This window comes from Streptomyces sp. NPDC057743 (assembly GCF_042798755.1).
In the GTDB taxonomy this organism is placed as follows: Bacteria; Actinomycetota; Actinomycetes; order Streptomycetales; family Streptomycetaceae; genus Streptomyces.
In genome coordinates, this window is sequence record NZ_JBHVJX010000023.1 from 113,954 (window position 1) to 128,238 (window position 14,285).

10 protein-coding genes are annotated in these 14,285 nt (G+C 70.6%); 8 read left to right on the forward strand and 2 right to left on the reverse strand.

The window, feature by feature from the left end; all coding sequences use genetic code 11:
* Nucleotides 1–164 precede the first annotated feature (164 nt).
* Nucleotides 165–1,328: a pyridoxal-phosphate dependent enzyme gene (locus ACFVFQ_RS25705; protein ID WP_383420053.1), complete on the forward strand. Its 1,164-nt coding sequence runs from the start codon at nucleotides 165–167 to the stop codon at nucleotides 1,326–1,328.
* Nucleotides 1,329–1,374: 46 nt separating this feature from the next.
* Here ACFVFQ_RS25705 and ACFVFQ_RS25710 read toward each other — a convergent pair whose 3' ends face one another.
* Nucleotides 1,375–2,547, reverse strand: a complete 1,173-nt coding sequence (locus ACFVFQ_RS25710; protein WP_383420056.1) for an acyl-CoA dehydrogenase family protein — start codon at nucleotides 2,545–2,547, stop codon at nucleotides 1,375–1,377.
* Between the two features lie 365 nt (nucleotides 2,548–2,912).
* Here ACFVFQ_RS25710 and ACFVFQ_RS25715 point away from each other — a divergent pair, with 365 nt between their 5' ends.
* Entirely contained in the window at nucleotides 2,913–4,205 is a 1,293-nt protein-coding gene (locus tag ACFVFQ_RS25715; RefSeq protein ID WP_383420058.1) for a glycoside hydrolase family 18 protein, read from the forward strand.
* 136 nt (nucleotides 4,206–4,341) lie between these two features.
* Here the strand turns inward: ACFVFQ_RS25715 and ACFVFQ_RS25720 are convergent, their stop codons facing one another.
* The gene (locus ACFVFQ_RS25720; protein WP_383420060.1) at nucleotides 4,342–4,998 is read right to left on the reverse strand and encodes a TetR/AcrR family transcriptional regulator; all 657 of its coding nucleotides are present in this window, start codon (nucleotides 4,996–4,998) and stop codon (nucleotides 4,342–4,344) included.
* 145 nt (nucleotides 4,999–5,143) lie between these two features.
* Between ACFVFQ_RS25720 and ACFVFQ_RS25725 the strand changes: the two genes are divergently transcribed.
* From ACFVFQ_RS25725 to ACFVFQ_RS25750, 6 genes are all read left to right on the forward strand, one after another.
* Nucleotides 5,144–5,758, forward strand: coding sequence for a DUF6230 family protein (locus ACFVFQ_RS25725; protein WP_383420062.1), 615 nt, complete (start codon nucleotides 5,144–5,146; stop codon nucleotides 5,756–5,758).
* On the forward strand, nucleotides 5,749–6,780 hold the full coding sequence (locus ACFVFQ_RS25730; protein ID WP_383420064.1) for a DUF6114 domain-containing protein: 1,032 nt from the start codon (nucleotides 5,749–5,751) through the stop codon (nucleotides 6,778–6,780). The genes ACFVFQ_RS25725 and ACFVFQ_RS25730 overlap by 10 nt, the downstream gene beginning before the upstream one ends.
* A gap of 88 nt (nucleotides 6,781–6,868) precedes the next feature.
* A complete protein-coding gene (locus ACFVFQ_RS25735; protein WP_383420066.1) occupies nucleotides 6,869–8,155 on the forward strand; it encodes a GAF domain-containing protein in 1,287 nt (428 codons plus the stop codon).
* Between the two features lie 138 nt (nucleotides 8,156–8,293).
* Nucleotides 8,294–9,817 carry an aldehyde dehydrogenase family protein gene (locus ACFVFQ_RS25740; protein WP_383420068.1) on the forward strand — a complete coding sequence of 508 codons (1,524 nt, stop codon included), beginning with the start codon at nucleotides 8,294–8,296 and terminating at the stop codon, nucleotides 9,815–9,817.
* Nucleotides 9,818–10,250: 433 nt separating this feature from the next.
* On the forward strand, nucleotides 10,251–12,884 hold the full coding sequence (locus ACFVFQ_RS25745) for a Pls/PosA family non-ribosomal peptide synthetase (RefSeq protein WP_383420070.1): 2,634 nt from the start codon (nucleotides 10,251–10,253) through the stop codon (nucleotides 12,882–12,884).
* Between the two features lie 61 nt (nucleotides 12,885–12,945).
* The coding region (locus tag ACFVFQ_RS25750; protein WP_383420072.1) for an AMP-binding protein at nucleotides 12,946–14,285 on the forward strand (1,340 nt) is incomplete at its 3' end.

The following is a 14,285-nucleotide window of genomic DNA, read 5'->3' on the forward strand; positions in this document are numbered from 1 at the left end:
ATCACCGGGGAACGGAAGGAATTGACGGTACGTCAGATAACGGGTGGCGGCCACACCTTGAGGCCGATGACGAGACATGTAGGTGACGTAGTTCGGCTGCGCCTGTTACCGTCACGCTCGTCCCGCGTGGCCCCGGACCGACCCCGACCCCAGGAGCGACGACGATGCCCCCACTCCCCCTGCACTGCCCGCGCTGCGGTGACGCCGCGGGCGATCTCACCGGCTGCCGGTCCTGCGCCCGCGACGGCATCGGCGTCAACACCCCGCCCCCGCTGGCGGATCTGACCGGGCTGGACCTCGCGGCGTACCCGGGCGGCCCGTGGGGCTGGCCGACGGCGCTGCCGGTGCCGGGTCCGCCGGTCACCCTCGGCGAGGGGAACACCCCCGTCGTCCGGCTGCGCGCCGAGACGCCATCCGCGGACGGGCCTCAATCGACCACCGCCGGGGGCGAGTTGTGGCTGAAATACGAGGGTGGCAATCCGACCGGGTCGCACAAGGACCGGGCGATGTCGGTCGGGGTGGCCGCGGCGCTGGCGGCCGGCGCGGACACCGTGGTCGCGGCGTCCTCGGGGAACGCGGGGGCGGCGGCCGCGGCCTACGCCGCGCGGGCCGGGCTGCGCTGCGTGGTGTTCACCACCGATGCGGTGCCGGCCGGACTCCGGGCGCAGATCGATGCGTTGGGGGCGGAGCGGGTGGTCGTCCCCGGCGGCGGTGAGGCGCGGAACGCGGCGATGACGCAGGCCGTCGCGGAACGCGGCTGGTATCCGCTGACCAGCTACGCGGCCTCGCGTCCTGGCAGCAATCCGTACGGGAACGAGGGGTACAAGTCGGTCGCCTACGAGCTGGCCCGGGACTTCGCCGGGCGGCGGATCGACGCGGTGGTGGTGCCCACCAGCCGGGGTGACCTGTTGGCCGGAATCGGCCGGGGATATCGGGAGTTGGCGGCGGCCGGGCTGGTCGGGGCGGTGCCGCGGCTGGTGGTCGCGGAGACCACGCCGGCGGCGCCGTTCACCGCCGCGCTGCGCCGGGCCGACCGGGCCGAGCAGGAGCGGACCCGGGTGACGCCGGGCCGGTCGGTGGCGTTCTCGTTGGGCGGGGACCGGCCGTGCTGGCAGGGGTTGGACGCGCTGTGGCTGACCGGTGGCACGGCCGTGGCGGTGGACGACGAGGTGGCGCTGGCCGAGCACCGGCGGCTGGCCGCTGAGGGGCTGCTGTTGGAGCCGTCGTCCGCGGTGCCGGTAGCGGTGGCCCGCGAACTGGCCGTCGAGCCCGGCGCGTTGGTGGTGGCGATCGGGACGGCCACCGGCTTGAAGGGGCTCGGCGACTGAGCCGAGCCGACGGGGGCGGGGCGCCGGTCGGCCCCGCCCCGCAGGATCAGTGCGACTCCGGTCCCGCCAAGTGGCGGGCGATCACCATCCGTTGGATCTGGTTGGTGCCCTCGACGATCTGGAGCACCTTGGCCTCGCGCATATAGCGCTCGGCAGGGAAGTCGACGGTGTAGCCGTAGCCGCCGAGCAGTTGGACGGCGTCGGTGGTGACCCGCATCGCGGTGTCGGTGCAGAACAGCTTGGCCATCGCCGCCTCCTTGGAGAACGGCAGGCCGGCGTCGCGCAGCCGGGCGGCGCTGAGGTAGAGGGCGCGGCCCGCCTCCACCTGGGTCGCCATGTCCGCGAGCATGAAGCGCAGACCCTGGAAGTCGACGATGGGGCGGCCGAATTGGCGGCGCCCGGCGGTGTAGGCGAGGGCCTCGTCCAGCGCGGCCTGGGCGACGCCGATCGCGCAGGCGGCGATGCCCAGGCGGCCGGAGTCCAGGGCGGAGAGCGCGATGGAGAAGCCCTGGCCCTCCTCGCCGATGCGGCGGGCGTCGGGGACCTGGACGCCGTCGAAGTGCAGTTGCGCGGTCGGCGAGCCCTTCATGCCCATCTTCCGCTCGGGCTTGGCCGCCTGAAGTCCCTCGGCGTCGCCGGGGACGAGGAAGGCGGTGATGCCGTGCGGGCCGCCCTCGCCGGTGCGGGCCAGGACGGTGTAGAAGTCGGCCACGCCGCCGTGGGTGGTCCACGCCTTGGTGCCCTCGATGGTCCAGTGGTCGCCCTGCCGGGTGGCGCGGGTGGTCAGGGCGGCGGCGTCGGAGCCGGCGGCGGGCTCGGAGAGGCAGTAGGCGCCGAGCAGGCCGCCGCCGAGCATGGCCGGGAGGTGCTCGGCGCGCTGCTCCTTGGTGCCGTATCCGGCCAGCGCGTGGCAGGCGAGGGTGTGCACGCTGACGCCGAGGCCCACGGTGAGCCGGGCGGCCGCGAGTTCCTCCAGGACCTGGAGGTAGACCTCGTAGGGCTGGTCGCCGCCGCCGAACTCCTGGGCGTACGGCAGGGAGAGCAGGCCGGATTCGGAGAGCAGGGTGAACAGGGCGCGCGGGAAGTGGCCGGCCTCCTCTTCTTCCGCGGCGGTTGGCCGGATTTCGCGCTCGGCGAGCTCGCGTACCAGGGCCATCAGGTCGCGGGCCTCCTCGGTGGGCAGCCTGCGGTCCACCGGCGGGGGGACGTACTCGGTCATGGCGGCGCTCTCCTCCCTCTCGGGCGCTGCGGCGACGCACGCATGGGGTGGGCGGCGGCGCCGGATTCCGTCGTGCCTGGCCGATGATCGCCTTCCGGGTCGCGGAAGGCGATGACCTGCGGCTGTGGCGCTAGGAGTATGCCCGATCGGCGGCCCGGCGTCACGGGTTGATGATCGATTGCCTGGCGGAATCGGGCTACTTGGGGCGCCGAGCAGGGTCGTTGGAAATTGGTCCGAACCATTGACTCACTGGTCTAGTCCTTCTAACTTCTCCCCCAACGTTCCGCGCGTTCATGCCAATTCGGCAGGCATGGGAGCGCCGGACGGCGTCATGCTCCACCCTCGCCCCCCTCCGAGGAGACGACATGCTCAGACCCCACCCCCGGAAGCGAGCGCCGCGCAGACTGCTCGCCGCCGCGACCGCGCTGTGTACCGCGGCCCTGGCCGGCACGCTCTTCGCCGGCTCCGCGACCGCCCGCCCCGCCGACGCCCCCACCGCCGCGCACCCGAACACCGCGCCCCAGACCACCGCACCGAAGACCGCCGCGGCGGGCAACAAGGTCGTCGGCTACTTCACCGACTGGGGCATCTACGACCGGAATTACCAGGTCAAGGACGTCCAGACGTCCGGCTCCGCGGACAAGCTGACGCACATCAACTACGCCTTCGGCAACGTCCAGGGCGGCAGGTGCGCGATCGGCGACTCCTACGCCGACTACGACAAGGCGTTCACCGCCGACCAGAGCGTCGACGGCAAGGCGGACACCTGGGACGATCCCAACGGCCTGCGTGGCAACTTCAACCAGCTGCGCAAGCTCAAGAAGCTGCACCCCAACCTCAAGATCCTCTGGTCGTTCGGTGGTTGGACCTGGTCCGGCGGGTTCAGCGAGGCGGCCAAGGACCCGGCGGGGTTCGCCCAGTCCTGCTACGACCTGGTCAAGGACAAGCGTTGGGCGGACGTCTTCGACGGCATCGACATCGACTGGGAGTACCCCAACGCCTGCGGGCTGACCTGCGACACCAGCGGCAAGGACGCGTTCACGGGCGTGCTCAAGGCGGTTCGGGACAAGTTCGGCAAGGACAACCTGGTGACCGCGGCGATCACCGCGGACGCCTCGGACGGCGGCAAGATGGACACTGCCGACTACGGGGGCGCGTCCCAGTACGTCGACTGGTACAACGCGATGACCTACGACTACTTCGGTGGTTGGGACGCCAAGGGGCCGACCGCCCCGCACTCCCCGCTGACGTCGTACCAGGGCATACCGAAGGCCGGTTTCAACACCACCGACACCATCGCCAAGCTCAAGAAGCTGGGCGTGCCGGCGGACAAACTGCTGCTGGGCATCGGCTTCTACGGCCGCGGTTGGCAGGGCGTCACCCAGGACGCGCCGGGCGGCACCGCGAGCGCCGCGGCGCCGGGCAAGTACGAGGCGGGCATCGACGACTACAAGGTGATCAAGGCCCGCTGCCCGGCCACCGGCACGGTGGGCGGCACCGCCTATGCCAAGTGCGGTGACCAGTGGTGGAGTTACGACACCCCGCAGACCATCGGCACCAAGATGGCCTACAAGGACGCCCAGGGCCTGGGCGGGACCTTCTTCTGGGAGCTGAGCGGGGACACCCCGGACGGGGAGCTGATCAAGGCCATCAAGTAGCCCTGGTTGCGGGGTGGTTGTGGCGCGGTGTGCCATCAAATCGCCCTGAGAACTGGGGTGAGGGGCGGGCGGGAGGCGGCGGCCACCCGCCCGCTCCGCCGTTCCCGGAGACGGACTGGCCGGCGGCGCGCGTGCGTCAGAGCGGCGGGCGGGGCGGCGCCGGGCAGCCGGGCTCGTACTCCTCGATCAGCCGGAGGGTGTCGCCCAGCCCGCGCACCAGCAGCAACACCACGGTCTCGCGCGGCAGTTCCTGTGCCTCGATCCAGTCGAGGGTGACGCCCTCGACGCTGGAGAGCCAGCCGGCCAGCGCCGTCCGGGCGAACGGGGGAAGGTCCGGGCGGCCCCAGGCGCCGCGGGCGATGGTGGTCAACAGCTTGGCGCGGACCTCGGCGCGCAGGGCCAGCACCTCGGCGTCGAAGCCGACCCCGCCGGTCACGATCGCGCGGTAGGCGGCCTGGTGGTGCTGGGCGTAGCGCAGATAGCCGTCGACGGTGCGCCGGACGCGTTCGACCGGCGGCAGTCCGCGGGCGCTGCCGGCCCGCTTGACCAGCTCGGCCACCGCGTCCTCGATGATCGCCAGGTAGTAGCCGCGCTTGTTGGTGAAGTAGTAGTAGATCAGGCCCTTGGCGACGCCGGCCTGGCGCGCGATGTCGTCCATGGACAGCGCGTCGTAGGAGGTGTCGGCGAACAACTTCTTGCCGATGGCTATCAGTTCGGCGCGACGTGCCTGGTACCGCTCGGTTCCACGAGCGGCCCGCGAGGCCGTCCGTCCGCGCTGTTGACTCTTATTCAAAATCCGCCCTAGTCTCCAACTACCAAGAGTTTCGCGCAGTATGACAGAACGTCACGCGAACTCTTCTGGTCTGCGGCGGACCACCGCAGACGGCTCCACGAAGCACTTCCCTCGCGCATTCGACCGCTGCCCCGGGGAGGACGCAGTGAGCAGATCGAACGGCAAGGCGCCCGAAGGGCGGACCTCGTGGAAGAAGGCCGCGGTGGTGGCGACACCCGCCGTACTCGCCGTGGGCGCGCTGGCCACCGTCATGGCGCAGGGTGCGCTGGCCGCGTCCTTCGCGGTGTCCGGCACCAACTTCCAGGTCGCCTCGGGCCGGCTGACCAGCAACGGCCTCGCCTCGTACGTACACACCGACCACGACACCGACGACCACGGCCACCCGGTCGCCCTACTGGGCATCGGCCAGGCACACCTCACCGACATCTGCCAGGCGGCGCGGGTGAAAACCCCGTTGGGCACGGTGGTGTTCAAGCTGACCGCCGGGGGCGACGCCGGGGCGGTGCGCGCCGACAACCTCGTCATCGACGGGGAGGACCTGGTCGGCGACGCCCGGTTCGGCACCGCGCAGATCGGGCGGGACGCCGGCACCCTGGACGCGGTGCCGGGGGTCAAGGGCCCGCGCGGGAAGTTCGGGCTCCAGGCCAGCAACATCGAGGTGGCCGGCGTCAAGTCGCATGCCTGGTCCGCGACCGGCGGCAACTTCCGGCTCAAGGGCCTGCGGGTGAGCGTCAACCTGGACGGCGGGGCGTGTTTCTGAGCGCGCGCCGCGCGCGGTGGGGCGCCCGACTGGAGCGTGCGCTGCCCTGGCCGAAGCGGCGGGCGGTGCTGCGCCGGTGGCGGCGGACCCGGCCGTTCTGGGCCGGGCTGCTGCTCCTGCTCGGCGGGGCCGAACTGCTGTTGGTGCCGCTGTCGCCGCTGACGGTCCTGGTGAGCCTGGGACTGGGCGGACTGGCCGCACTGGGCATCGGGGTGGCGCTGATGGTGGCCGGGCTCTTCCTGTGGTGCACGCCGGCCGCGCACCACTACGTGAGCATCAACGCGCTGATCCTGTCGGTGCTCTCGTTCGCCGCGACCAACCTCGGCGGGTTCCTGGTCGGGATGGGACTGGGGATCGCGGGCAGCGCGATGGGGTTCGGATGGACGCCGGGGCCGGCGGCTTCCCGGGACGGGGCGGAGTCACCGGGGGCGGACACGGCGGGGGCGGGCACAGCGGGGAATCAAGGCCAGGACCAGGCCGCGGCCCCCGTCCGATCGCGCCGCGGCACCGGCAGCAGGGCGCTCGCCGTCGGGCTGCCGGTTGCGCTGCTCGCCGCCCTCGGGGGTCCCGCGCAGCGCTCCGGGGCGGCCGGGGCGGCGCCTCCCGCGCCGCCGGTCCCGCCGACCGTGACCACCACGCGCTTCGCCCCGCAGGGCTTCACCCTGGCCGGCGTCACCACCGTCCCCACGGCCCGCGGGCCGCTGAAGGTGATGGTGCTGCGGATGACGGCCGCCTCGCTGACCGACTACCGGCTCCTCACCCACGACGCCCAGGGCGACCAACTCGCCCTGCGCGCCGACTCGTTGCACCTCAAGGGCGCGGTCACCCTCTACCTCACCAAGTTCACCGGCTGCATCGAGGGTGCGCTCTGCCTGACCTTCACGCCGGACACCCTGCCGGTCCCCCCGGTCGTCCCGCCGTTCGTCTACATGACGCGGGTGACCGCGGAACAGGCGCTGGTCACCTCGGACCTGATCACGGCGGACGGGCTGCGGCTCCAGGCGGGCGGCGGGACCTCCTGAGCCGGGGCGCCCGCCCGGGGTTTACGCCCCCGGCCGGTGCGAGCACCATCCGCGTACGGGGCTTGGAGCCGTGACGGAGAGGTGACGCGTGGTCAACCCTTGGCTGGCGATGGAGGTGGGCGCCGATCCCGGCGAGCGCATCCGCACGGTGCGCAGGGCGCACGAGGCGTTCCTGGCCGACGGGACGGTGGCGCCGCCGGTCCGGCAGGTGGTCGCCGACTCCTGGCGCCGCTCGGCGCGGGCGTGCGCGGCGCCGGACGGGATGGCCCCCGTCGAGCTCGACGGGGCCGAGCTGCGCAGTTACCGCGAGGCGCATCCGTTGGCCCGCGCGATGCCGGTCTTCCGGGAGTTGTTGGGCGGCATCGCCCAGGACGGGGCGCACCTGTTGGCGGTCTGCGATCCGCAGGGGCGGCTGCTGTGGGTGGAGGGGCAGCGCGGGGTGCTGCACCGCGCGGAGCGGATGAACTTCGTGGTCGGGGCCCGCTGGGACGAGTGCCACGCCGGCACCAACGCGCCCGGCACGGCGCTCGCCGCCGATCACGCCGTCCAGATCTTCGCCACCGAGCACTACAACCGGCGGGCGCAACCCTGGACCTGCGCCGCCGCGCCCGTCCACGACCAGCGGACCGGCCGGCTGCTGGGCGCCGTGGACATCACCGGCGGCGACCACCTGGCCACCCCGCACTGCCTGGCACTGGTACAGGCCACCGCCCGCGCCGCCGAATCCCATCTCGCCACCTACACAAGGGAGTTGGGCACCTTCCTCACCGCGCTCGGCCGCGACGAGGCCCTGCTGGTGCGGGACGGCGAGCGGCTGCGCCTCGGGCGCCGACACAGCGAGATCATGGTGCTGCTGGCCCACCACCCGGACGGCCTGACGGGCGATCAGCTCTCGCTGCTGCTGTACGGCGAACGGGAGGTGCGCCCGGTGACCCTGCGGGCCGAACTCTGCCGACTGCGTCAGCTCGTCGGCCCGCTCCTGCGCTCCCGTCCGTACCGCCTCACCACTGTGGTGGAGACCGATCTGACCACCGTGGAAAGGGAGTTGACGGCCCCGCACCTTGCCGCGGCCCTCGATTCCTATCGCGGACCGCTCCTCCCCTCCTCCGAGGCGCCCGGCATCCGCCGGCTGCGGACCGCACTGGAGGACCGGATGCGCCGGGCGCTGCTCACCACCGGCGAACCGGACCACCTGCGGGCCTGGGCGCTCACACCGTGGGGCGAGCACGACCTGGAGATCCGGGAGGCCCTGGTAGCCGCCCTCCCCGAGCGCTCCCCGGCCCGCACCGCCTGTCTCGCCGCCGCCGGGCGACTGCGCCTCGAATACGGCCTGACCAGCGAATTCCCCGACCCCAGGAAGGCTGCCAGACGCTGAACGACCGGCTCCACTCCGCCAGGCACCCCGCCCCCCGGCGCGCAACGTTCGTGCAACCTCCGCCGCCCTAGCCTCCCCTCCACCGCCCGCCGCACGCGCGCGGCGGGGTGCACCGACGATCGATGGGGAGGCCGTCCCGTGGCACGTTATGCGAACCCCGGTTCCGCCGATGCCGTGATGAGCTACCAGTCCCGCTATGACCACTGGATCGGTGGCGCGTACGTACCGCCCGCCCAGGGCCGGTACTTCGAGAACCCGACGCCGATCAACGGCCGCGCGTTCACCGAGGTCGCCCGCGGCACCGCCGAGGACGTCGAGCGCGCCCTGGACGCCGCGCACGCCGCGGCCCCCGGCTGGGCGCGCACGCCCGCCGCCGAACGCGCCGGCGTCCTCAACAAGATCGCAGACCGGATGGAACAGCACCTGGAGGCCCTGGCGGTCGCCGAGAGCTGGGAGAACGGCAAACCGGTCCGCGAGACGCTGGCCGCGGATATCCCGCTGGCCATCGACCACTTCCGCTACTTCGCGGGCGCGGTGCGGGCCCAGGAGGGCACCCTCTCGGAGATCGACGGGGACACCGTCGCCTACCACTTCCACGAGCCGTTGGGCGTGGTCGGCCAGATCATCCCCTGGAACTTCCCGATCCTGATGGCGACGTGGAAGCTGGCCCCGGCGCTGGCCGCCGGCAACGCGGTGGTCCTCAAGCCCGCCGAACAGACCCCCGCCTCGGTGCACTTCCTGATGAGCCTGATCGCGGACCTGCTGCCGCCGGGCGTCGTCAACATCGTCAACGGCTTCGGCGTCGAGGCGGGCAAGCCGCTGGCGTCCAGCCCCCGGGTCGCCAAGATCGCCTTCACCGGCGAGACCACCACCGGCCGCCTGATCATGCAGTACGCCTCCGAGCATCTGCGGCCGGTGACACTGGAGTTGGGCGGCAAGAGCCCCAACATCTTCTTCGACGACGTCTCCCGCGCGACGGACGACTTCCACGACAAGGCCCTCGAAGGCTTCACCATGTTCGCCCTCAACCAGGGCGAGGTGTGCACCTGTCCGTCCCGCGCGCTGATCCAGCGCGGGCACTACGCGGACTTCCTGGCGGCCGGCGTGGCCCGCACCGAGAAGATCGTCCAGGGCCACCCCCTGGACACCGACACCATGATCGGCGCCCAGGCGTCCAACGACCAACTGGAGAAGATCCTCTCCTACTTCGACATCGGCCAGAAGGAGGGCGCCAAGGTCCTCACCGGCGGCGCCAGGGCCGAACTGGGCGGCGAGTTGGAGGGCGGCTACTACGTCCGCCCGACCATCTTCGAGGGCCGCAACGACATGCGGATCTTCCAGGAGGAGATCTTCGGCCCGGTCGTCGCGGTCACCCCGTTCGGCGACTTCGACGACGCGATCGCCGTCGCCAACGACACCCTCTACGGCCTCGGCGCCGGCGTCTGGACCCGCGACGGCTCCACCGCCTACCGCGCCGGCCGCGCCATCCAGGCCGGCCGCGTCTGGACCAACTGCTACCACGCGTATCCCGCGCACGCCGCATTCGGCGGCTACAAACAATCCGGCATCGGCCGCGAAACCCACAAGATGATGCTGGACCATTACCAACAGACCAAGAACCTGTTGGTGTCGTACTCGCCGAAGAAGATGGGATTCTTCTAGCCGTCCGTCTCCTTCCAGCGGATCGGCTTCCGCCGGAAGAGAACAAAAAGGGTGTCCGATCGGGAGTTTTCCCGACGGGCGCCCTTTTTGCTGTATGGCACCTTATTCGGGCACGGCACCGCCGCGCTTCCCCATTCCCCATCGTCGCCGAGGAAATCCATTCGGTAACCGTCAGTGCGCCACTCCAACGGACGCAACCGATGGTGAGTGCCTCAAGCCTCCGGTAGCGTCCAGACACAGGTTGATCCAGGCAGCTGACGTGCCCGAAAACAGCTCGGTCGACATGACCACCGCCGGTGGACACATACTGGCTGAAGAGCGTGGAACAGCGTTTCCACCGGCACCGCGGCACCTCATGGGCCCGTCCCGACCGTATGTCTGGTGAGTCGGGTTCAGGCGACAAAAGCAGGCATGAGGCGCTCAAGGAGCTCACATGGTGAATGAATCTGCCGACGACCGGTCCAACGATTCGACGGAAGCCGCGATATCCCCGCCGCGCGGCGGGGAATCGGTGGCCGACCTGGAACGCGCCTTTGCCGAATTGCTGGCCAAGGTGCTGACGCGCGCCGAACCGGTTCCGGTCGATGGACATTTTTTCGCGGATCTCGGCGCTGATTCGCTGGTGATGGCGCATTTCTGCGCGCGGGTCAGGAAGCGCGAGGACCTGCCGGCGGTGTCGATGAAGGACATCTACGCGCATCCGACCGTGCGGGGCCTCGCGACGGCGCTGGCCGATGCCGCGCCCACGGCCGTGGGGGCACCGGCGGCCCGGGCCCCCTCGGTTCCGGTCGAGGCGCCGCTGCCGGGCAGTACCGTGCGCTATGTCCTGTGCGGGATGGCGCAGTTGCTGTTCTTCTTCGGGTATTCCTACCTGATCGCGTTCACCTTCACGGGCGGTTACGGCTGGGTCGCCCGCGGGACCGGGCCGGCCGATATCTATGTGCGGGCGGTCCTCTTCGGGGGTGCCGAATTCTTCGGCCTGTGCGCCTTCCCGATCGTGGTGAAGTGGGTTCTCGTCGGGCGGTGGACGCCGCGGGAGTTCCCGGTCTGGGGGATCGCGTATCTGCGGTTCTGGATCGTGAAGGTGTTGGTGCAGGCCAACCCGGTCGTGGTGTTCGTGGGCAGTCCGATCTACCTGTTCTACCTGCGGGCGCTGGGGGCGAAGGTCGGCAGGCACGTCACGGTGTTGTCGCGGCACGTTCCCGTCTGTACCGATCTGTTCAGCATCGGCGCGGGGAGCGTGCTGCGTAAGGACGCGTTCTTCCTGTGTTACCGGGCGCATGCCGGGCGGATTCAGACCGGGAGGGTCACTCTCGGGCGGAACGTGTTCGTCGGTGAGCGGACCGTGTTGGACATCAACTCCTCGGTCGGGGACGGCGGACAGCTCGGGCATACCTCCACTCTCCAGCCCGGTGATGCGGTGCCGGCCGGCCAGCGCTGGCACGGGTCGCCCGCGCAGCCGACCGCCCTGGACTACCAGCGCGTCGCGCCCGCGCGATGCGGTACCGCGCGCCGAGCGGCGTTCGGATTGGCCGACCTCGCGCGGACGCTGCTCGTCTTCCTGCCGCTGACCGTCCTGGTGTTCGCCGTGCTGTGGAGTCGGGTCCCGGTGCTCGGGGGAGCGGGGTTCCTGGCCGAACAGCCGCTCACCTCGGCGACGTTCTACGTCAACGCGCTGCTGCTGTCCGCCGCGCTGTTCTTCGGGTTCGTGGTGGTGGGGCTGGTCGTGCTGGTCAGCCTGCCGCGGGTGATGCACCGGGTGATCGAGCCCGGGGCGGTGTATCCGCTGTACGGCTTCCGCTACGCGGTGCACCGTTCGGTCGCGCGGTTGACCAACCTGAAGTTCTTCATCTGGCTGTTCGGCGACAGTTCCTACATCGTCCACTACCTGCGCAGCCTGGGATACGACCTCTCCCTGGTGGAACAGACCGGTTCGAACTTCGGTAGCGGCCTCCAGCACGAGTCGCCGTTCCTCAGCTTCGTCGGCAGCGGCACGATGGTCGCCGACGGACTGTCCATCGTGAACGCCGACTTCTCCGGCACGTCCTTCAGCGTCTCCCGCGCCACCATCGGCAAGCAGAACTTCCTCGGCAATCACATTGCCTATCCGTCCGGTGGTCGGACCGGCGACAACTGCCTGTTGGCCACCAAGGTGATGGTGCCGCTCGACGGCGAAATCCGGGAGGGCGTGGGGCTGTTGGGCTCGCCCAGCTTCGAGATCCCGCGGACGGTGGAGCGCGACAGCCGCTTCGACCACCTGCGCAGCGGCGACGAACTGCGCCACCGCCTGGCCGCCAAGAACCGGTACAACCTCCGCACCATCGGCCTGATGCTGCTCATCCGTTGGGTGCACTTCTTCGGCCTGGTGCTGTTGGGCCTGGCGACCGTCAGCGGCGAGGGCTGGTTCGGGAGCCTGTTGGACGCCGGATTCCTGGTCGGCGCCGTGGCGTTCACCGCCCTCTACTACGGCGTCGTGGAGCGGTGCCTGACGCGGTTCCGTGCCCTGAAGCCGCAGGTGTGCTCCATCTACGACCCGTACTTCTGGCACCACGAGCGGTTGTGGAAGGTGCCGGACACCCACGTCAACGCCTTCAACGGCACCCCGTTCAAGGGTGTGCTGTGGCGGCTGTTGGGGGCCCGGATCGGTCGCCGACTCTTCGACGACGGCTGCTACTTCACCGAGCGGACGCTCACCGCGATCGGCGACGACTGCACCCTGAACGCCAGCAGCCGGATCCAGTGCCACTCGCAGGAGGACGGCACCTTCAAGTCCGACCGCAGCACGCTTGGTTCGGGCTGCACCCTCGGGGTGGGTGCGCTGGTGCACTACGGCGTGACGATGGGCGACGGTGCGGTGCTGGGCGCGGACTCCTTCCTGATGAAGGGCGAGGACGTGCCGCCGCGCGCACTGTGGTTGGGGAACCCGGCCGCCGACGCCGGCTCCCACCGTCGCCGGTCCCCCGCCGCGGACACCGGGTCAAAGCCCACGCCGTTGGCCGACCGCCAGACACCGCCACGGCACTCCCCGCACCAGGGCACGACCGTCGCCAGACGCACGTCCGGCTGAGCCCCCACCACCGTGAGCGGTCCACCCCACACGGTACGAGCTGGCGAAGGGAGCACCAACGATGAAGAAGCTGACGGACGAGGACCGGGCGTACTGGGAAAAGGCCCTGGCCGTCGGGGGTTTCACCGCGGTGCCCCGATGGTCGCGGCAGCCGGTGACCGGACTGGCGACGCACGAGCTGACGCTGCCGGACGAGACCGTAAAGGCCCTGACGCGTCAGGCCGCGGCGCTCGGCGCGACGGTGGAGGCGGTGCTGTTGGCCACGCACGCCAAGGTGCTCGCCGCGCTCTCCGGGGAGGCGGAGGTGACCTGCGGCTACCGGCCCGCCGAGGGTGGGCCGGCGCTGCCGTGCCGGGTGTCCACCGCCGGTGGCAGTTGGCGCGAACTGGTGGCGGAGGCCACCCGCGCGATGGAGGGCCTGCTCGCCCACCGCGGCGTCACGACGGCGGACCTGAGGGACGAACTGAGCCTGGAGCACGCCCTGTTCGAGGTCGAGTGGGATCTGTCCGGGGGTGGGGAGGAGTTGGCTGAGGGCACGGTGTTGCGGGTTGGTGTGGTGCGGGGTGGTGGGGGGTTGGTGTTGCGGTTGCGGTATCGGGGGGAGGTGTTGGATGCGGAGTGTGTGGCCAGGGTTGGGGGTTATCACGTTGCGGCGTTGGGGCAGTTTGTTGCGGATCCGGAGGGGAGGCCGGTGCAGCATGCGTTGTTGTCTGTGGGGGAGCGGCGGTTGCAGTTGGAGGGGTTGGCGGGGCCTTGTCGGGTGCTTCCGGATCGGCGGTTTCATGAGTTGTTTGAGGAGCGGGTGCGGAGGGATCCGGGGGCGGTTGCGGTGGAGTGGGAGGAGGGGTGGTTGTCGTATGGGGAGTTGAATTGTTGGGCGAATCGGTTGGGGCGGGCGTTGGTGGCGCGGGGGTTGGGGCGTGAGGGTGTGGTGGGGGTGGTGGCGGAGCGGTCGGTGCAGTGGTTGGCGGCGGTGTTGGCGGTGTTCAAGGCGGGTGGGGTGTATGTGCCGATCGAGCCGCGTTTTCCGGCGGAGCGGATGGTGGCGATGCTCAGCCGTTCCCAGTGTGGTCTGGTGCTGGTGCAGGAGGGTTGTTCGGGGGTGTTGGATCAGGCGTTGGCGGGGGTGTCGGGGGTGGGGCGGTTGTGTATTGATGAGGTGGTGGCTGATGAGGGGCTTAGTGGTGAGGATGTGGGGGTTGAGGTGGGTGCGGATCAGCTTGCCTATATCTATTTCACCAGTGGTTCGACGGGTGAGCCCAAGGGGGCGATGTGTGAGCATGCGGGGTTCTTGAATCATCTGTTCGCCAAGATTGATGACTTGGGGGTGGGGGCGGGCAGTGTGGTGGCGCAGACGGCGCCGCAGTGTTTTGACATTTCGTTGTGGCAGTTGGTGTCGGC